Genomic DNA, 19,148 nt, shown 5'->3' on the forward strand with positions numbered 1-19,148 from the left:
CTTCACCCGGGCTACACCATCGGGGATAGCTCTTTCGACCAATGTGCAGACAATCTGCGCCTGCGCTCGCCCGCATGCTTCCCCTGATTACTCCCCTGCCACGTACCGCTGACGCGCAGGCAGCGTAGCGTCGACGACGTTGAGCTGGGGAGAGTGGAACATGAATGTGCAGAGCGCAGCGATAGGAGTCGGCGCGTTCACGCCTTCCGCGCCGACCTACCTATCGGCACGCGATGCGATCAGGATGCTCCGGCGCCACGCCCGCCTGCTGCTGCTGATCGCATCCGTCGTGATGGGGGGAGCTCTCGCTTTCTATCTGCTCGCGGAACCCCGCTACGACGCGACCACTGTCATGCGGGTTGTGATTGACGACTTCCGACCTGACAGCGACGACAACCCGGCGTCGATCCGCGAGGCGGAGCAACTGCGCACTCACCAGATCGAAACACAGATCCAGCTCCTTGGCTCTCGCATGGTGGCCCGCCAGACCGTGCGCGATCTTGCGCTCTACGATGATCCGGAATTCAACCCGAATGCGGATCCGACCAAGCGCAAGAAAGCACGCGCAAATGTCGCTGCCGACGCCATGCAGGAGGGGGCGCCGGCCCCTGCCCAAAGAACCCCATCGCCACAGCTGGTGGAGCGTACGACCGATCGGCTTCTGTCTGCCGTGAAAGTCGCCCAGGACGGTCAGTCGGATTTCATCAACGTTACCGTTTCCTCGCGTAGCCCTGCCAAAGCGGCCAAGATCGCCAACAAGATCGCCGGCAATTACGTCCGCCTGCAGGTGACTGAGCGTCGCGCGGGCCGCACCCGGGCGGTGAAGCAGCTTCAGGAACTGGCGCAGCGCTCTCGGTCCGAGTTGCTGGGCGATGAAATGGCGATCGCCGCCTATCGCCGTGATCACCGCATCGATGCAGGTCCGGGCCGGGATGCTGACGTCGCGCAGATGGCGCGCCTTGCCTCGGAACTGGCGGCATCGGGCGCAGGGTTGGCCGAGGCGCGGCAGCGCGCGAGCGGCCAAAGCGCAATGTCCCCGCTCCTCGCTGATCTCCGCGGACAGCAATCGACCATCACGCGGCGCCGTGCGGAGCTCTCGACCTTGTACGGGCGCGAGCATCCCGACGTGAAGAAGGCGGCTGCCGAACTCGCCGAGGTCGACAATGCGATAGCGACCGAAACTGCGCGCATGGAACGCCAGATGATGGACGAGGCGAGCGCTCAAGGTGCCCGGGCCAGCATGCTGGCGGGAAGCCTGGGTGCGATGCGCGGCCAGTCCCTGCAGCGCGGCATCGCTTCCGTGGCGCTCGCCGATCTGGAACGCCGCGCTGAAACGACCCGCGCCCTTTATCTCTCCCTCTCCCAACGCCTCCAGCGGGCCGAACAGGCACGCGATTCGGTCCGCCCGGATGCCTCGATCGCATCCGCCGCGCTGCTGCCGACCCAGCCCAGCTTTCCGCGTGCTGGGCAGATCGCCGGCGTCGCCGTCGGTGCCAGCTTCATTCTTGGCATGATCGCGATGCTGGTGGCGGAAGCGCTACAGGATCAGGTCAGGAACGCGGGCGAGGTACAGCGGCTGGTCAACCTGCCGACCTTCGGCATGGTGCCGGAAATCCAGGGCCACAAGCAGGTGCAGGCGCACCTGCGCGTGGCAAAGGAGCCTTTCACGCTCTTCGCAGAAGCAATCCGGCGATCCGAGCTCAAACTCAGGCGCTATCTCGCGTCCCAGAATGGCAAGGTTATGCAGATCACCTCTCCCCTCCCGGGCGATGGCAAGACGACCATGGCGATCAGCCTTGCTGCGGCAGCGGTCGCCAGCGGCAGAACGGCGGTAATGGTAGATCTGGATCTGCGGCGCCCTGGCCTGCCGGACGTGTTCGATGGTTCACTTTGTGAAAAGGATCTGGTCGGTTATCTCGAGGGCCGGGCAGAACTGGACGAGATCCTTGTGGAATCCCCTTCCCTTGCCGGGCTGAAGGCGGTGCCCGTCCGGGCTGCGGCGGAAGATCCGGGACACACGCTCAATTCACCACGAATGGCGACGCTGTTCTCCCGGCTTCGCGAGGATTTCGACCTCGTCATCATCAACTCGCCGCCGATCCTCGCCGTAGGTGACGCCGAGCTGCTCGCCGCTTATGCGGACGCCACCATCCTGATCCTTCGGTGGGGACACACGACACCCGAGCTACTTCAGGCGACCACCAGCGCATTTGATGCGCCGATCAGCGGCATCATCTTCAATCGCGTTCACTTCGCCAAACATGCTCGTCTCTCATATGGCGACGCGATCCAGCACTTCCCGCGCAACTCGCCCTATCACAAGGGCGAGCTACAGGGCTGGCGCCAGCGTCTTGGCTGGTCCGAGAGTGCCTGATCAATTGTCGCCGGACGACCAGCAAAGCGCAGTGTCGACCGACCATGGTCCTACTGATGGCATCCCGCAGGTTGGAGATAGCTTAGCCGTCCGCCTCTCGCTGGGCGGCGATGAACAAACAACGCCGGCAGCAAGCATCGCCACCAATCTGCTGGTAATCGATCGCAGGACCTTCACCAGAGACTGCCTCGTTGCAGCTTTCGATGCTCATTCGCTCATCGGCATGGTGGCAAGTGCGCCCAGCCCCGAAGACGTGCTTCTTCGATCGGATCAGGACCCTCCGATTGATGCGGTGCTGATCAACCTGGCGGCCGATCCCTTTGATGAAGGCACGCTTGCAAGCATCCGGAGCCAACTGACCAGCCTTCAGCCCGCCGGCCGGATCGCGATCATGACCAGCGTCAGTGACGATGTTCACCTGGATGACGCGATCAGGGCGGGCATCTTCGGCTATTTGCCGAGCGACACGCCCTTGAACATCGCGGCGGAGGCGCTGCGTCTCGTGGGGCTGGGGTGGACGGTATATCCCCGGCTCACACAGTCGGTCCAGGAGCCCCGACTGGGCTCTGCCATGTACTGTGCCGAAATCGCCGGAAGCCTGACCGCGCGGCAGAAGCACGTGCTGGATGGTCTTCGCCTGGGAATGACCAACCGCGCCATCGGCGCGCGCCTCGGCATCAGCGAGCGCGCGATCAAGGCGCATGTTCAGGAGCTGATGCGCCGGCTGAAGGTGAGGAATCGCACCCAGATCGTGGCGAAGCTCGCCGGAACGGACTTCTCGGACAGCTAAGCTTTATCAGGCAGCGGGGCACCAGTCGAACGGCGTGGTGGCGACCGGAACGAGATCTGGTCGCCGCGCAATCGACTAAAGTCGCCTCTGTGCCGCTGCCGCGCCCCAGCCACCACTGGGAAGATGGCTTTCAAGAAAGCGGGTCCGCGCTAGACGACGATGAAGTCAGCGGCCGTCAGGGTCGGTGCCGTGCTGAGCACCGCAATGTGGACCTGCGCGGCCGCCCCGTTTCCGTCGGGATCGTACCACAAATTGCCCGTTGCGCGCTGATAGATGAAATGCTGGTCCGCGTTCGCCGCCTGCACGCCATTGGCCATGAACATGGAGGGGCTGAGCGCGCCCGGAACAGCGTCGGAAATGGCCGTGAATGCGCTGCGGCTGATTTCGAACTTGTCCTGGCCGACCGTGAAATCGCGAACCTTGTCCCGTTCAGCGGAGGACGCTGCTAGGGCCAGCACGAAGATGTCCGCACCGGCCCCGCCCGTCAGTTCGTTCGCGCCGGCTCCCCCGATCAGGCGATCGTTGCCATCTCCCCCCTGAAGGTAGTCACTGCCGTCCTCGCCGTAGAGGATGTCATCGCCGCCATTCCCGGTAAGCAGATCACCGCCCGCACCGCCGAAGATCGTATTGGCGGCATCGTTGCCGAGGATCGTGTTCGTCGCGCTGTTGCCGGTGATCGATACTGCGCCGGTGCCCAGAATGGTCAGATTTTCGATATTGGCGCTCATCGTCCAATTCGCCGTGGCATAGACCAGATCGCTGCCCTCACCCGACAGTTCGATCACCGTGTCGCCGGTGTTATCGACATAATAAACGTCGTTGCCGACGCCCCCGGCCATCGAGTCCGCGCCGCCGCGACCATCGATGATGTCGTTGCCGGATCCACCGTCGATCACATCGCGGTATGCGGCACCGTTCAACGTGTCGTTTCCGCCAAGGCCGCTGATCGTCCAGAGATCATCAGTCGGCGCCGTGAAGTTGTTCGTGCCGTTGGTGCCGGTGTAGCTTTTCGGCTCCGGCAGATTGTTCAGAGAGATGCTGTACCCCTGCTGAAACGAAGCGCCGAACAGGTCCGTCACCTTCACGACAACGCCCAGCGTCGGCGTAGCCTCATAATCCAGCACCGCACCCGCGGCCACTCGCATCACGCCCGTCGCGGCATCGATCGAGAACCGGCCACCGGCATTGTTCAGCAGGGAATAGGAAAGGACATCGCCCGTGTCGGGATCAACGCCCGCAAACGCCGCCACCACGGTGCCGCTGGCCGAGTTCTCGTCAACGGTGCCGCCCGTCATCGTGATGCTGTACGGCGCATCCGGTCGGCCGCTCAAACTGACGGTGACGTTGCCCGTCTGAAGCGTGCCGCTGGCGTCCGTCACCACATAGGTGAAGGTGGCAGTGCCATCGAAGTTGGAAAGCGGCGTGAACACAACATCACCGTTTGCGTTCAGCGTCACGGTACAGCCGGACACCGCCGAAACGCGCGTGATGTTCAGGGGTGAGCCGTGACTTCCCACATCATTGGTCAGCAACGATGCAGCCGAAATCACCATTGCCGTGTCCTCGACACCGGCGAACTGATCCGGTTTCGTGGTGATGGTCGGTGCGGCCGTGGCAGCGATGCCACGCGCCTTGACCGAAGAGCCGCTGACGTCACCATCCTGACCGGAAAGATCGGTCCAGCCGACCACGAAACCGCCATCCGCACGCGTCACCAGCACCGGCTCCACCTGCCCGCCGAGCACCTGGATCGGAATGACGCTCTCGCTGCCCAGGCGAGAGCCATCGGCCGCGAACAACTGCGTCTTGATCCCCGACGTGCCGTACTCAAGGCCGCTGCCGCCGTAATCGGCCCATCCCACGGCGAAGCCGCCCCCGGGCAATGCGGTGATCGTCGGCGCGATCTGGCTGCCGGCGATCGTGGTGTTCGCCAGGATTTCACCGCCCAGCGCGTCGCCGTCATCATCGAAGCGCCTCGCCTTGATCGCGAACCCGCTATTATCGCCGCCCACGAAGCTGCCATCCATCCAGGCGATCACGAAGCCGCCTCCGACGGTTGCGGTGATCGCTGGCTGCTGTTGATTGTTCGCGGTGGCAACGTTGACCAGCCGCTCCGAACCGACTTTGTCGCCCTGCGTATCGAAGACCTGGACCTTGATTGCGTCCTTGCTGGTATCTCCGCCGACCCGGCTGCTGTCCGACCATGTGATCACGAAGCCGCCGGATTCCAGCGCGGTTATGTCAGGCGCTTCCTGCCGGCTATCGGTCGCCGTGTTGACCAGAAACTCGCCGCCAAGCGCCTGCCCCGTCGCACTGTAATGCCGCGCCTTGATTGAGGAGACGCTGTTGTCGCCGCCGGTCAGACTATCGTCGCGCCAGGTGACGACGAACGTGCCATCGGTAAGGGCCGCAACGGAAGCCTGCGCCTGGATCCCTGCTGTCGCCGTGTTGACAAGGAATTCGGCGCCGCTCGCGACGCCGTCTGAGTTGAACAGCCGGGCTTTGATTCCGGTCGAGGAGGTATCGGCGCTACCGCTCGCATCCGTCCATGCCACCACGAACCCACCCGCGGCGAGGCCTGCCACGGCTGGGGAGTCCTGCGCACCGGCCGTTTGGCCATTCACGAGGAATTCCGTGCCGACCGGCTTCCCCTCATCGTCCAGAAGGCGCGCCTTCAATCCAGTGCCGCTTGTATCTCCGGTCAGGCTGGCATCCGACCAGACGGAGATCATCCGCCCGTCTGCCAGGCGCGCCATCGCAAGCTGCTGCTGATTGCCAGTCGTCTCGATGTTGAGCCGCGCTTCGGATCCCGCGCTGAAGCGATGCGTGTCGGTGGTGGCCGCCACGGCAAAGGTCAGCGTCGATGTGAAGATCCCGCCCAGTCCGTCGTTCACCTCCAGCGTCAGGGACGCACTTCCGCCTGCCGCCGAGTCGAGGCGGTCCGTATCGGCGACGGTGAGAATATCGCCATCGATGCGGAAAGCGCCGCCGGTGGAATCATCGATGATGTTGAACGAGTAGAGCGCATTCAGCGCACCCTCGGGCATCAGGCGGCCGACGCCGGTATGCTCGATCGCTCCCTGAACCACGCCCGGCCCCACAAGGTCCACTGACGTCGCGGACCCGGTATATGGCGTGAATACGCGGCTGACGAGCCCACCATCCGGATCGATCCCATTGGGCGCGCTGTCGGCCCAGGCCGCAGCGATCCCGCCACCTGCCAGCCCCACGATGGCAGGCGCGGTCTGGTTACCGGTGATGTTGCCGTTCATGATGAAATCGGCGCCGAGCTTCGCCCCGTCCGCATCGAACATCTGCGCCCGGATTCCGTACCCGCTGGCATCATGGGCTAGCAGGCTGTTGTCCTGCCACGCGATCGCGAACCCCCCGTTCGCAGTCGCCGTGATCGAGGCGAAGGCCTGCGTGTTCAGCGTATAATCGTTGACCAGGATCTCCGATCCGATCTTCGCGCCGCTGGAAGAAAACACCTGCGCGCGGAGCCCGGCGGCGCTGTTGTCGCCGATCCCGCTCGCATCGCGCCAGACGATCACGAACCGGCCATCCGCCAGGGTTGTGATGACCGGCTGGTCCTGCGCGCCAAGTGTCGTCGTATTGACCAGAAACTCGGTTCCCGTCTTCGTCCCCGCGGCGCTGAACAACTGCGCCTTGATCGAGGAGCCGGATGCGTCCCCGCCCAATTTGCTATTGTCCACCCACGTCGCCACGAACCCGCCGGACTGAAGCGCCGAGATGGCGGGCGCCGCTTGAGCGCCGGCGGTCACGGAATTGATCAGGAACTCTCCGCCGATCTTTGCCGCGTCGGCGCCGTACATTTGACCGCGGATGCCCGATCCATTTCCGTCCGGCTGCGTTCCGCTGTTATCAACCCATCCGATTACGAAGCCGCCACCGGCAAGAGCGGTGACGTGCGACGCGGTCTGCCCGCCGACCGTTGTGGTATTTACGAGCAGCTCGCCGCCGATCTTGGCGCCCGTGGCACTCAGAAGCTGCGCGCGGATGGCCTGTTGGCTGGTGTCGGCCGTCAGGCTTCCGTCCGTCCAGCTGACCAGGATGTTGCCATTGGAAAGCACCGCCACCGATGCCGAATCCTGTGCGTTGGCGGTGCTGGTGTTCACCAGGATCTCGGCCGAAGTCGCCTGACCTTGCGCGTTGAACAGCCGCAATCGCACCGCCGTGCCGCTGGCATCGGCACCATTGCGGCTGAAGTCGGTCCAGCACAGCACATAGCCGCCGGTGGACAAAGCCGCGATCGTGGCGTCTGTCTGCGTGCCCGTAACCGAGGTATTTACCTGCGTTTCCACAGTGTCGGCGGTTAGTGCGGCTGTGCTCATGGTTCCTCCCCAACCGCCTGGGAGAACGAACCAACTGGCCAGGCGGCCATTGGATCTAAGATACGCCGCCGCTTACAGCCGGAGCATCGCTATTCTTGAGCTTTCCACGGTAGGTAGGACCTGTCCGAAGGGGAAGAACCAAGCGGCCCGAAAGGCGATCAGCGGAGGACTGAAGTCCTTCCAATCTGACGGGGGAGTATTCGCCGCTGAGCCCGCCCGCGCTCCATTCTACTGACCGGCAATTTGGTACTTTTGGGCGGTCGGTGAAGCCCTCAACGCTCGTCTGGTCCGTCCGACCAGAGCAGATGCAAGCCTGTTCAAGTGCGGCTACACACGACCGGTGCTCTTCCTCAGGGGGCATCGAGCCAATGCACCGCCCCGCCCCTCCGCAGACCGAGGACGAGCGCGCCGAATACGAGCACCGCCGCCACACCGACGGCCAATGCAACAGGCGAAGCCTCCTGTCCGCCGGCGGCGAAAATAGCCGCAAGCGCCCACAGGAAAACGAGGCCATATGGCGGATTCCCTGCCGTGCGGAGCAACGCGCCGCTGGCGATCAGTCCACCAAACACGATGACCGCCGCAGCGATCACAGGCGCACTTTCTCCTGCCTCGACCCCATGGAAGCGTAGCGAGGCGGCGACGTTAACGATGGTGGCTGCGCTCAGCCAGGCAGCAAGCGCGGATAGCGGCAGCATCGCGCACCAGCGCTCACCCGGTGTGAAGCGTGCAGGCCAATCGCTCAGCCGGCGAAGAATGATCAGCAGGTTCACCAGTGTGAACGCGATAATAGCGCTCGATCCGAAGCTGAGCCCGTTCGTCTGCACATAAGCCGCCCAAGCAGCATTGCCGAGGAACGCGGACGCGGCGGGCCGGCGCAGGCGGTGCAGCAAGCGATTGTGCCGCTGCGAGGGCAGCATCTGATAAACGGCAAAGACAAGCGATCCTGTGTAGAGAGCGCCCCAAATCGAGAAAGCCCATCCGGCCGGCGTTACCAGCGTTTGCGCGCGATCCGACTGCGCACCGATCTGCTCGCCGATGCCGAGCGACGGGAGTCCCGGTGTCGCAATCTGGAGAAGAGCCGTGACGATGACGAACAGGCCCGCGCCCATGGCGCTACGATCGGATGCTCCGGAGCTTTTCATCACGCCCCAACAACGAAGCGCCCTTCACGGTTTCACGCGCTCGCTCCCCCCTTCGGTGGCTCGCGCCTGCACGCGATCGAAGCGCGCAAGCACCGGATTGCCCATCCAGGCCGTCGCCCCGGCGGTGCGCAGGCGCTCCTCCACCCGTATCGCGCCGGGGCCGTACCGCCGGTGCATGCCAAACGGCAGAGTCAGCTGGCGATACTCGCCCGACAAGCGGAAACCGTGCCGCGCGAAACATGCCGATATCTGGCCGGGGCGAAAGCGCCGGTAGGTTCCGGGATCCCCCGCTACCGGTCGGCGCCCGCCTGTCCATAGCAAACGCAGCGCGCTGGGGCTGAACATGTTGGGATAATCGATAATGACGCTCTGCCGGGAAATGCGGCAAAGCTCCGCGATCAGAACGTGCCAGTAGTTCACGTGCCCGATCAGTCGGACCGACGTCACCAGATCGAAGCTGGCATCGTCATACGGGGTGGCGAGCAGATCCCCGTTATCGAACGTCACCCTGTCGAGCCCGGGATCGCGCATCAGCCGCCCGGCGCAGCGCGGATCACTGCCATAGACCGTCACGGCAGCGCCTGTTTCAACGAGCTGCCCGGCAAGCTGCCCATGCCCACCGCCAACATCAAGGACGCTGTGGAGACCTTCGGCTGGCAGAAGATGAGCGATACCCCGGCGCTGCACCTCCAGAAAATAAGCGCCAGCCTCATCCTCAAACCGGTGGGCGTACGCTTCGGAGGAGGTTTCGAGGTCAGGCCAGGTTACATCCAGTGCCGTCATGCCTTGTGCCCTCCCGTGAAAACAAAAGGCGCATCGCTCGCCGCAATCATCGGCATCCTGTGATGACCGACCGGGGGTAGCGTGCCGGACCGATGCCGCGACCTGACTTTCAGCTGACGACCAGCGTTGAGCGGGGTAACGGCTGCGTGGTCGCTCCATGGCGCACGTGGGTGTACCAATGCCGGTCGCCGAAGCCCGACCATGGTGTCGGTCGTTTTCTGAACGACATTTGCCGTGTGCCGGTACGTGGGGTTCACCATGATCGTCACGGCGCTGCCGAACAGCACGAGCAGGATAGCGGCCAATCCCTGCACGATCCTCATGTCTCCGCCCCCTCCCGAGCGATCGCCGGTGAGGCGGGCTTGCAACCGCTCCAGCGGCGTGGCGAGCGCAAGGCCGTAGATGATTGCTAGGAATGGAAAGACATAGGCGCAGGCGCCGCGCGACGTTGGCACCACGGCGGCGTGAACGATCAATGGCACTGCGATCATGACCAGTGCCAATGCGACCAGTGATGACGATCGCCGCAACGCGAACACCATCGCGACTGGCAGCAGCGCCACCAACAGCGGCGCCTGCACCCATAGGTCCCGCAAGCTGAACCACACTTCTCCGGTCAGCGCATGGTCGCGCGCAGCGTTGAAGAGGTCGGCCCGGATGACCGCGAACACGAAGGGCGTGATCACCAACAGCAATCCGGCGACGAAGACGGCGCCAATGAGGAGCAACAGGGTCCTGCGCGCAAAGTGCTGGTCCACTGCGGCGCGCAAGCCGCCAGGGAGACACCAGATCGACAGCGCCAGAGCGGCGACTGCGGCCGTAGGTTGGAGCTGGAACGCGATCAACAACATCGCAGCCGCCGCAATCCGTCGGCGGGTGGCGCCCGATGCGGCGCGCGCGGCATCGAACACCCATGTTGCGGCAACAAGCACCAGCAAGGTCTGTAGCGCGTTCACCTGAGAGGAATGTGCGCTTTCCAGCGCCCAGCCTGACGTGGCGAAGAGCAATGTTGCCGTCAGTGCAGCGGCATTTCCCTCGTGGCGCCGGAGCCACACGAACATCCAGGCAGCGGCCAGCGCCATCGCCAGAATGGAAGGAAGCCGCACCACCGCCAGCGGCGGCTCGCCACCGAGCTGAACCGCCGAGCTTGCCAAGGAGGACAGCAATGCGTTCAGATCATAACCGCCGCCCGCGAATGGCAGGGCTCCATCCCGCGCCAGGCTCATCACGGCGACCAATGCGTCATGTTCTGCCAAGCGCGCCGGCGTTGCCGTGACCGTCAGGCCATAAAGGAGCCCAGATGCGATCAGGACCAGCCACACGAGCGCCGGATGCTCCGTGCCATGCGCGGGTTCGCCAATGACTGCACCAGCGGCTTTGCTGGCCATACTTGCCCTCCGTCACTCCGACGGAAGAGTGATTGTCACCACTGCGCCGGAACACCCCGCTCAGGAGCTGTGCCAACGCTGCCAAACTTATGGTGCCGAGGCATTAAGGAGATCTCCCTAAGCTACTTAGATTAGGGACAGATTCCTAAGTAATGACGTGCGTTACCCATGCCTTATCTTCGGTCAGACACATGATCCGTTCGGCCGACGCGAACGTCAGCCAAACGTCCTTATTAGGTTAAATGGGCCGCCCGCTCTCATCAGAAACGCGGGCGATCAACGTGCCGTTATTGTCTCCTCGGAAAAGCGAGGCAAAAGTCTCCGGCATCTGGCTAAGTCCATCGCGAACATCTTCGCGATGCGCCAGCTCGCCCGCCTCGAGCCATCCCCCAAGCTGCACCATCGCTTCCTCGTATCGATGGGCATAATCGGGAACCAGAAAGCCCTGCAGCCTGATCGCACCATAGATGATGCGCATCATGTCCAGCGGTGGATCGCCCGCGGCGCCATCATATGTTGCGATCTGACCGCACAGGGCGACACGACCGCCTCGGTTCAGGCGTGCGACAACGTCGCGCAGCAGGGATCCGCCGACATTGTCGAAGAAGACGTCCACGCCTCCCGGGCAGAGCGCGTCGATCCGGGTCGCGACATCCTCCGCCTTGTAGTCGATCACGTCATCGATACGGCACGCCTCGCGCAGCCAGGCCGCTTTCTCCGCTCCACCGCATATTGCCACCACGCGCGCACCCACGATGCGGCCGATCTGCGCCGCGATCGATCCGACGGAACCCGCCGCGCCGGAGACGAGTACCACTTCGCCTGGCTTCGGCCGGGCCACGTCGAGCATGCCGAAATACGCAGTCAGGGCGTTCATGCCGAGCACGCCCAAAGCATCGACCGAAGAGACGGCATCAGGAATGATGCGGTATCCAAGCGCCGGATCGACCCATTGATAATCTTGCCAGCCTGCGGTGCCGAGCACGCGCGCGCCGACTGGAAACGCCGCATTGTCGCTCATCGCTACTCTGGATACCGCCGGGGCGATCACGGGACTGCCGACCTCAACCGTGGGATAATAGCTGCTTCGATTGCCGCTGATCCAGTTTCGGATGGTCGGCGCACACAACAGGAGCTCCGTCTGCAGCAGGATCTGTCCGGAAGCGGGCGCCGCGTTTGATACCGGCGTCTCACTCCAGGAAAAGTTCTCCCGCGATACTTCGCCGCCCGGATGTGACGCCAAGGTCCATTGCCGATTGATCAAACCGCATCCCCTCTTTCGCATATCTGTTCTGGTCAGTTTATCTGTTTCGGCGCGTGTGGCTAGGCGACATCATTATCGCAGTAGAGCGCGGAATCACGTTCGCACTCCATCTCTGATCGGCTGGCGCCTGGCAGCATCAGAAGGCGGCGCACCACGACGGCCTGATCGATCCGGCAGGCAGACTACGGGTCGATCCGGGGGGGGGTGCATCTACGACCTCGCTGATGCTCAGGTGAGGCTAGGCTTGCGAGGCCCGTAGCTACTGTTCGCTGGATTAGCTGATAGTGAGCGTAGGACCGCTGAGGTCCGCGCCCCAGCATAAGAGCGGGCCAACCGCTGACTTGTTACCAACGCGGTAACGCACTGATCACAAACGAAAAGGGCCGGCTTTCGCCGGCCCTCTTAAGTCCTCATCCTCCCTTGTGGGAGAATGGCGCGCCCGGAACGATTCGAACGTCCGACCCTCAGATTCGTAGTCTGATGCTCTATCCAGCTGAGCTACGGGCGCGTTGGAGTGGCGCTGATAGAAGCGACTTTCAGATTGCGCAAGAGCGTTGCGGGCTACTTTTTGAAAAAGTAAGCACGAGCCATGATTTTGCGCGCTTTCCTCTCGTCTTTGGTCCCCGGATTGCTGATCACGGGGTGCACGGCACCAGCCAGCTATCCCTCGCTACTCCCGCGCCCGGCCGAATCACAGAGCCTGGAGGAGCCGGCTGCGGCGGCAACGACCGAGGCAAGCAAGCCAGATCCTGAAGTGGATGCGAAGATCGCAGAGACCACCCGATTGCTCGCGGAACGCTCCGCCGCGTTCGAGGCGGCAAGTTCCCGCGCTGAACGATTGGTCACCGTTGCGAAGGGCGCGGCGGCCGGGAGTGAGGCCTGGCTGAACGCCCATGTCGCCTTGGCGGAGATGGATGAACTGCGCTCGTCAACCGCGGACATCGCCGTCACGCTGGACGATCTGGCACGTGAGCGCGCCTTGTCGCTGGCGTCCGATTACCCACCACTCACCCAGGCCGCCGATCAAGCTCGAGCCGCCATCAAGGCGCAGGCGGAGCGGATCTCATCCCTTCAAGGCCGACTTTCGCCGGCCTGAGGCTGCCTTAATTAGAGCGGCCGCAACGCCCCGTTGCGCAGATACATGGCGGTGACGGTGATTTCCGTCACGCCGCTACCCACCCGCACGGCTGTCACCTTGGGCGACGGTTTGCGCCCGAGCACGAAATCTAGCAGCGTGACCTTTGGATCGCCGGACGCGCCCCCGCCATCGGAGCGATCAGTGCTTCCGTTGCCGCTGACGTCATGCCGCAGATCGATCGCATAGGTGCCCGGCGCTGAGACAGGCATGCAGAACCGGATCGGGCCGGTCGCCGGTGTGGGAACCTCCACGCGCGTCAGCCACCCCTTCTTCTCGAACCAGGTGGAGGACGGACCACCAAAGGTCCGCACGCGCAACTGACCGGACCGGCTCTTCAGCCCGACGACATTGACCAGGATCGCAGGAGCGTTTCCCGCCGTACAGCGCGCCGCATAAGGCCCGAGGATCGCTCCCCCGCCCTGCGCCTGGGCTGGGCTGCCGAGCAGGACAGTGGCGAATGCAAGATAGGCTAAGGACTTCATACTAGGGGTTCTGCCACGCGCAGATGGCGCAACGATGGCGATTCGTCGGCGAAACGAGACGGCGGCATGACACTTCCCCACCGATATGTCCGACCGCCATGTGCTGACGGGCAACCGAAGTTCGAAGCTAGGGGGATCATGGTGGGCGCTGACGGGTTCGAACCGCCGACCTACTCGGTGTAAACGAGCCGCTCTACCAGCTGAGCTAAGCGCCCCCTTTCGGGTGCACGCCCCTTAGGCGCCCCGCGCGCGCTACACAAGAGACCCGCAAGCCATAGCGCCGGTGCTGTACGCGCGCCCATGAGGCACGCGCGTGTCATACCACTGGAAGACCAAGCGCGCGTGCCATGGAAACATAACGGCGCATGGCATCAAGCCCCCGTTCCGTCAGCGACATGAAGGCGCGACGGCGGTCAAAGGGATCGGGGCGACGCTCGAAAAGGCCTGCCTCAGTCAGCCGGGCGATCCAGCGCAGCGCGGTCGTGGGCGCCACTGCGGCGGCGATGCACAGGCTCGACACCGACACATGCGCCCGTTCGAGGTGCGCCGCGTAAAGATCGAGCATCATGTCCCATGCGGGATCTTCGAACAGCCCGGTCCCGACATAACGGTCGCGCAGTCGGCGCGCGCGCACGATCTGGCGGATGTCCGCGGCCGTGATCGGATGCTCGCCGCCCGGCTCGGAACTGAAATCGAGCCCGGCTTCCGCCACGAGCGCGCTGCGCGGCGGATCGTCGTGCTTCGACAGCCGCGCGAGAACATCGGCGATCCGGGCCACTTCGGCATTCAGCTTCGCGAGCCGCGCCGCCTCATTCTCGCTGATGCGATCATGCAGCGCGAGATGCGTGGTTCCCTGAGCGACGGCGATTGCCCCGATCCAGTCGGACGGGCCCGGGTCACAAAGGATCTGGTGTCGCGACAGCTGCAATCCGGCTGCCGTCACATCGATCTGTTCCGAATCGATCGCCACGACCATGGACAGGTCACGTCCCGCGGCCAGGCCGTCCAGCCGGGACAGCGCCCGCGAAAGGTCATCTTCGGAGGCGGATCGCGCGTCGATCAGGATGAGCGGGCGCGAGGCAAGATCAGCGATCCGCTTCACGGCGTCGTGCAGCGGCGCCGAGGTGACGATGCGGCCGCCAGCAAGCGCGACCGCAGCGGCAGCCCCCGCCCCGCCGACCTCTTCGTCTCCAGCGTCGTTGATCAGCACGGCATCGAATCGCGTCATCTGCGCGAGATATTCTCGTTCAATCAATTGCATGTATCACTCCGATCCGCGATCGAACCCAAGTGTTCACCATTATCGGACTTGGCGATTGTCTAACATCCGAAATGGCAGGTATACATGCTGGAACGTGTTTCATATCCGAATTGGATCAACGAGGACTAATCTAAGGATTTGACGATTTCCTCGACCATCTTCTTGGCGTCGGCCAGGAGCATCATGGTGTTGTCGCGATAGAAAACCTCATTGTCGACACCAGCATAGCCGACACCGCCCATGGACCGCTTGACGAACAAAACGGTCTTGGCCTTCTCAACATCCAAGACGGGCATACCATAGATGGGCGACGACTTGTCGGTTTTGGCTGCCGGGTTGGTGACGTCGTTCGCACCGATGACGAATGCGACATCTGTTTGAGCAAATTCAGAGTTGATGTCCTCCAGCTCGAACACCTCGTCATAGGGCACGTTCGCCTCGGCGAGCAGCACGTTCATATGCCCCGGCATGCGGCCGGCCACCGGGTGGATGGCATATTTTACGCGGACGCCATGCTCCTTTAGCTTGTCTGCCATCTCGCGCAGCGCATGCTGGGCCTGTGCCACCGCCATGCCGTAGCCGGGCACGATGATGACCTGCTCCGCCTGGCTCATCAGGAAGGCGGCGTCCTCCGCTGAGCCGCGCTTCCACGGCCGGTCGATCTGCGCCGCGCCACCGCCGCTCGGCCCGGCCTCTGCACCGAATCCGCCAGCAATCACGCTGATGAAGCTGCGGTTCATCGCGCGGCACATGATGTAGCTGAGGATCGCGCCCGAGGAGCCGACCAGCGCGCCCGTGATGATCATGGCGGTATTGTGCAGGGTGAAGCCCATCGCCGCAGCCGCCCAGCCGGAATAGCTGTTCAGCATCGACACGACGACAGGCATGTCCGCACCGCCGATCGGAATGATCAGGAGGAAACCGATCGCGAAGGAAAGCGCGACGACGATCCAGAAGTCGAGCGGAGACTGGGTCAGCCAGAAGGAGAAGGAGAACCACAGGATCATCAGCCCGACGCCGAGGTTGATCGCATGGCGCATCGGCAGCATGATCGGGGCGCCGCCCATGTTCCCGTTCAGCTTGAGGAAGGCGATTACGGAACCGGAGAAGGTGATCGCGCCGATCGCCACGCCCAGGATCATCTCGATCCGGCTGACACCATGAATCGCGGCGAAGGGCTGACCGATCAGCGGCGTCACGACATCGGCAATGCCGAAGGCGACCGGATTGAGGAAAGCGGCGATCGCCACCAGCACCGCGGCAAGGCCGACGAGGCTGTGAAACGCCGCCACCAGCTGCGGCATGGCCGTCATGGCAATCCGCCGCGCCGTGACCACGCCGATCACCGCACCCACCGCGATCGCAGCGAGTATCTGGAATACGGCCAGCGTATCCACCCGCTGCAGCAATGCGGCATAATCATAGCCGGCGACCTCACCGACCGCGATCACCGGCACCACGGGCACGTGCGTCGCGAGCGTGGTGATCACGGCAATGGCCATGCCGATCATGCCGTAGCGATTACCCCGCCGGCTGCTTTCAGGGCTGGAGAGACCCCGCAGGGCGAGGATGAAGCACACACCCGATATCAGGTAGGCGAGCGCCACCCAGGGATTGTCCGCGACGTGTTCCACTATCCTCTTCCCCCTAATCGTCCGGCCATCGCCGGGTCGCCCTTTTGTGGCGCTACTTCATGGCAGTCGGGCCCGACCCGGCCCATGCGACGCCCGTGTTTAGTGCTTGGCCGCAGCGGGCCGTTCCTTCTTCTTGTACATCGCCAACATCCGCTGGGTGACGGCGAAGCCGCCGAAGATGTTGATGCTCGCCAGCACGACGCCGAGCAGGCCGAGCCACTTGGCGCTGGCCGAGCCGCTGGCGGCGGCGGCGATCAGCGCACCGACGATGATGACGCTGGAAATGGCATTGGTGACGGCCATCAGCGGCGTGTGAAGGGCCGGGGTAACCGACCAGACCACGAAATAGCCGACGAAACAGGCCAGCACAAAGATCGACAGGATCGCGATGAAGCTCAACTTCCCCTCCTCACACCACGCGAATGTTGAGAAAGTTGAGACACTCGCGCGTTTTCCTCCAACGCCTCAACTTTCGCCGCCCCGGCTGATTGCTCTGTTGCTCGGTGGGCGGCGTGCAGGACGGCATCAGGCGGTCAGAAGCCGCTGATTGACCACCTTGCCGTCCTTCGTCAGCCGAACGGCATCGCCAATCTCTTCATCGAGCACCGGCCGGCCCTGTTCCTTGTCCCAGAAGGCGGACAGGAAGTTGAACAGGTTGCGTGCAAACAAGGCCGATGCATCGGCGGCAAGGCGCGACGGCACGTTGCGATGGCCGACGATCTTCACGCCATGTTTGACGACGATCTCCCCAGCTACGGCGCCCTCGACATTGCCGCCCTGCTCCACCGCGAGATCGATGATCACGCTGCCTGGCCGCATGGTGGCGATCTGCGCATCGCTGATCAGGCGCGGTGCGGCGCGGCCGGGGATCAGGGCGGTGGTGATGACGATATCCTGCTTGGCGATGTGCCCGGACACCAGTTCGGCCTGCGCCTTCTGATATTCCTCGCTCATTTCCGTCGCATAGCCGCCGGAACCCTCGCCTTCGATGCCGGCGACATTCTCCACGAAGATCGGCTTGGCGCCGAGCGACATGATCTGCTCCTTGGTGGCGGAGCGGACATCGGTGGCGGACACCTGCGCCCCCAGACGGCGCGCGGTCGCGATCGCCTGAAGCCCCGCCACGCCCACACCCATGACGAACACCTTCGCCGCCGAAACGGTACCCGCAGCCGTCATCATCATCGGGAAGGCACGGCCATATTCGGCTGCTGCGTCCAGCACCGCCTTGTACCCGGACAGATTGGACTGCGAGGACAGTATGTCCATCGACTGAGCGCGGGTGATGCGCGGCATGAACTCCATCGCCAGCGCTTCCAGACCGGACGATGCATAGGCATCCACCCGCGCCCGATCACCGAACGGATTGAGCCCCGCCGCCACCCAGGCGCCCGGCTTTGCCCCGGCAAGCGAGGCCGGGTCCGGCCCCTGCACGCCCAGGATGATGTCGGCGCCGGCAAGCGTGCCTGCCCTATCACCTACGGTAGCGCCGGCTTCGCGATACGCCTCGTCAGCGATCGACGCGCCAGCGCCAGCGCCGGATTCCACGGCCAGATCTGCGCCCAGCTGAATGAACTTCTTCACCGTCTCCGGTGTTGCCGCCACTCGCCGCTCGCCGTCCGCCCCCTCTTTAAGGACAGCGATCTTCATGGCTCAGGCGATCAACCAGACAACAAGGGCAGCCAGCAGCACGCATGCTACCGTTCCCCACTTCAGCATCCCCATCACGCGGCCATAAGTGGCGGCATGCGCCTTCATGTCTCCGCGGGTCGTACCATGGTCAGCCATAGCCATCCTCTTTCCCAAAAAGCTTTGTGTAGCGTCTTAGTCCGCTCGACGGCCACCCCTCAAGCCTGCTTAAGCCTGCTTTTACTTGCACGCGATAAAGCAGAGCACCGGATGGGACAGGACCAGAGATGACGCGCAACGGGCAGCGCTTGCTGATGCTGATCGATGACGAGCCTGCGCAGCGGCGCCTCGTGGCGGCGCTTGCCGCCCGTGGCGGCTGGCGCACGATCTTTGCCGGTGACGCGGAAACCGCCATCGCCACCCTTGGCACGCAGGACGGGATGCGTCTGGACGCGATCCTGTTCGATCATTGGGGCGAGGATGCGGACGCTTCCACGCTCATCGCCGAGTTGCGCGCCCGTCGCCCGGCGCTTCCGGTGCTGGTCGTCACGGCGAACGGCTCGGTCGCCCATGCGGTGAACGCAATGCGTGCCGGCGCGACCGACTTCCTGGTGAAGCCGCTGGCACCCGAACGCTTGTTGCAGGCGTTGGAAGCTGCCGTTGAGGGCACCGCGGCGGGCGAATTGCGCCCGCTTACCGAAAAGATCCCCGCGATGCTTGGCTTCGACGAGATCGTCGGGTCAGAACCGCAATTCCGCGCGGCGCTGGCCATCGCGGCTAAGGCGGCGCGCGCCCGAGTCGCCGTGCTTATCGAGGGTGAGAGCGGCGTCGGCAAGGAAGTGGTGGCGGAGGCGGTCCATGCGGCCAGCCCGCGCGCCAGAAAGCCGATGCTAACGGTGAATTGCAGC

General features: G+C 63.8%; 15 protein-coding genes and 2 tRNA genes. 4 read left to right on the forward strand and 13 right to left on the reverse strand.

Annotated features, from left to right (window positions below; all coding sequences use genetic code 11):
* Positions 1–160 precede the first annotated feature (160 nt).
* Entirely contained in the window at positions 161–2,374 is a 2,214-nt protein-coding gene (locus AX702_RS09460) for a GumC family protein (protein ID WP_066778781.1), read from the forward strand.
* The gene (locus tag AX702_RS09465; RefSeq protein WP_197420542.1) at positions 2,367–3,164 is read left to right on the forward strand and encodes a response regulator transcription factor; all 798 of its coding nucleotides are present in this window, start codon (positions 2,367–2,369) and stop codon (positions 3,162–3,164) included. The genes AX702_RS09460 and AX702_RS09465 overlap by 8 nt, the downstream gene beginning before the upstream one ends.
* Positions 3,165–3,313: 149 nt before the next feature.
* Here the strand turns inward: AX702_RS09465 and AX702_RS09470 are convergent, their stop codons facing one another.
* The 6 genes from AX702_RS09470 to AX702_RS09495 form a co-directional block, all read right to left on the reverse strand.
* Positions 3,314–7,516, reverse strand: coding sequence for a cadherin-like domain-containing protein (locus tag AX702_RS09470; RefSeq protein WP_066778785.1), 4,203 nt, complete (start codon positions 7,514–7,516; stop codon positions 3,314–3,316).
* A gap of 350 nt (positions 7,517–7,866) precedes the next feature.
* A complete protein-coding gene (locus tag AX702_RS09475; protein ID WP_066778786.1) occupies positions 7,867–8,661 on the reverse strand; it encodes a hypothetical protein in 795 nt (264 codons plus the stop codon).
* A 24-nt stretch (positions 8,662–8,685) separates the two neighbouring features.
* Positions 8,686–9,444, reverse strand: coding sequence for a class I SAM-dependent methyltransferase (locus tag AX702_RS22500; RefSeq protein ID WP_066778789.1), 759 nt, complete (start codon positions 9,442–9,444; stop codon positions 8,686–8,688).
* Positions 9,441–10,832 carry a hypothetical protein gene (locus tag AX702_RS22505; protein ID WP_066778791.1) on the reverse strand — a complete coding sequence of 464 codons (1,392 nt, stop codon included), beginning with the start codon at positions 10,830–10,832 and terminating at the stop codon, positions 9,441–9,443. The genes AX702_RS22500 and AX702_RS22505 overlap by 4 nt, the downstream gene beginning before the upstream one ends.
* 238 nt (positions 10,833–11,070) lie before the next feature.
* Entirely contained in the window at positions 11,071–12,117 is a 1,047-nt protein-coding gene (locus tag AX702_RS09490) for an NADP-dependent oxidoreductase (RefSeq protein ID WP_082746178.1), read from the reverse strand.
* Positions 12,118–12,527: 410 nt separating this feature from the next.
* Positions 12,528–12,604: transfer RNA gene (locus tag AX702_RS09495), tRNA-Arg, on the reverse strand.
* Between the two features lie 81 nt (positions 12,605–12,685).
* Between AX702_RS09495 and AX702_RS09500 the strand changes: the two genes are divergently transcribed.
* Positions 12,686–13,192 carry a hypothetical protein gene (locus AX702_RS09500; RefSeq protein ID WP_156455428.1) on the forward strand — a complete coding sequence of 169 codons (507 nt, stop codon included), beginning with the start codon at positions 12,686–12,688 and terminating at the stop codon, positions 13,190–13,192.
* An 11-nt stretch (positions 13,193–13,203) separates the two neighbouring features.
* On the opposite strand, the gene AX702_RS09505 is transcribed toward AX702_RS09500, so the two are convergent.
* The 7 genes from AX702_RS09505 to AX702_RS21610 form a co-directional block, all read right to left on the reverse strand.
* Positions 13,204–13,716, reverse strand: coding sequence for a DUF2141 domain-containing protein (locus AX702_RS09505; RefSeq protein WP_082746179.1), 513 nt, complete (start codon positions 13,714–13,716; stop codon positions 13,204–13,206).
* Positions 13,717–13,855: 139 nt separating this feature from the next.
* Positions 13,856–13,931 (reverse strand) — tRNA-Val (locus AX702_RS09510).
* Between the two features lie 101 nt (positions 13,932–14,032).
* Positions 14,033–14,977, reverse strand: coding sequence for a winged helix DNA-binding protein (locus AX702_RS09515; RefSeq protein WP_066778797.1), 945 nt, complete (start codon positions 14,975–14,977; stop codon positions 14,033–14,035).
* A 125-nt stretch (positions 14,978–15,102) separates the two neighbouring features.
* Positions 15,103–16,611, reverse strand: coding sequence for an NAD(P)(+) transhydrogenase (Re/Si-specific) subunit beta (locus AX702_RS09520; RefSeq protein WP_066778798.1), 1,509 nt, complete (start codon positions 16,609–16,611; stop codon positions 15,103–15,105).
* A 99-nt stretch (positions 16,612–16,710) separates the two neighbouring features.
* Positions 16,711–17,010, reverse strand: a complete 300-nt coding sequence (locus AX702_RS09525) for an NAD(P) transhydrogenase subunit alpha (RefSeq protein WP_066778800.1) — start codon at positions 17,008–17,010, stop codon at positions 16,711–16,713.
* 126 nt (positions 17,011–17,136) lie between these two features.
* Positions 17,137–18,261, reverse strand: coding sequence for an NAD(P) transhydrogenase subunit alpha (locus AX702_RS09530; protein ID WP_066778802.1), 1,125 nt, complete (start codon positions 18,259–18,261; stop codon positions 17,137–17,139).
* 3 nt (positions 18,262–18,264) lie between these two features.
* A complete protein-coding gene (locus AX702_RS21610) occupies positions 18,265–18,399 on the reverse strand; it encodes an aa3-type cytochrome c oxidase subunit IV (protein ID WP_231731802.1) in 135 nt (44 codons plus the stop codon).
* 128 nt (positions 18,400–18,527) lie between these two features.
* Here AX702_RS21610 and AX702_RS09535 point away from each other — a divergent pair.
* Positions 18,528–19,148, forward strand: a 621-nt coding sequence (locus tag AX702_RS09535; RefSeq protein ID WP_156455429.1) for a sigma-54-dependent transcriptional regulator, incomplete at its 3' end; no start/stop codon positions are given.

It is taken from the genome of Sphingomonas sp. CCH5-D11, from assembly GCF_001557395.1.
Lineage (GTDB): Bacteria > Pseudomonadota > Alphaproteobacteria > Sphingomonadales > Sphingomonadaceae > Sphingomonas.

Bases quoted from the DNA above. Each gene is read 5' to 3' on its own strand.
- AX702_RS09460 (WP_066778781.1), top strand. From the start codon at position 161: ATGAATGTGCAGAGCGCAGCGATAGGAGTCGGCGCGTTCACGCCTTCC.
- AX702_RS09470 (WP_066778785.1), bottom strand. From the start codon at position 7,516: ATGAGCACAGCCGCACTAACCGCCGACACTGTGGAAACGCAGGTAAAT.
- AX702_RS09475 (WP_066778786.1), bottom strand. From the start codon at position 8,661: ATGAAAAGCTCCGGAGCATCCGATCGTAGCGCCATGGGCGCGGGCCTG.
- AX702_RS22500 (WP_066778789.1), bottom strand. From the start codon at position 9,444: ATGACGGCACTGGATGTAACCTGGCCTGACCTCGAAACCTCCTCCGAA.
- AX702_RS22505 (WP_066778791.1), bottom strand. From the start codon at position 10,832: ATGGCCAGCAAAGCCGCTGGTGCAGTCATTGGCGAACCCGCGCATGGC.
- AX702_RS09490 (WP_082746178.1), bottom strand. From the start codon at position 12,117: ATGCGAAAGAGGGGATGCGGTTTGATCAATCGGCAATGGACCTTGGCG.
- AX702_RS09500 (WP_156455428.1), top strand. From the start codon at position 12,686: ATGATTTTGCGCGCTTTCCTCTCGTCTTTGGTCCCCGGATTGCTGATC.
- AX702_RS09505 (WP_082746179.1), bottom strand. From the start codon at position 13,716: ATGAAGTCCTTAGCCTATCTTGCATTCGCCACTGTCCTGCTCGGCAGC.
- AX702_RS09515 (WP_066778797.1), bottom strand. From the start codon at position 14,977: ATGCAATTGATTGAACGAGAATATCTCGCGCAGATGACGCGATTCGAT.
- AX702_RS09530 (WP_066778802.1), bottom strand. From the start codon at position 18,261: ATGAAGATCGCTGTCCTTAAAGAGGGGGCGGACGGCGAGCGGCGAGTG.
- AX702_RS21610 (WP_231731802.1), bottom strand. From the start codon at position 18,399: ATGGCTGACCATGGTACGACCCGCGGAGACATGAAGGCGCATGCCGCC.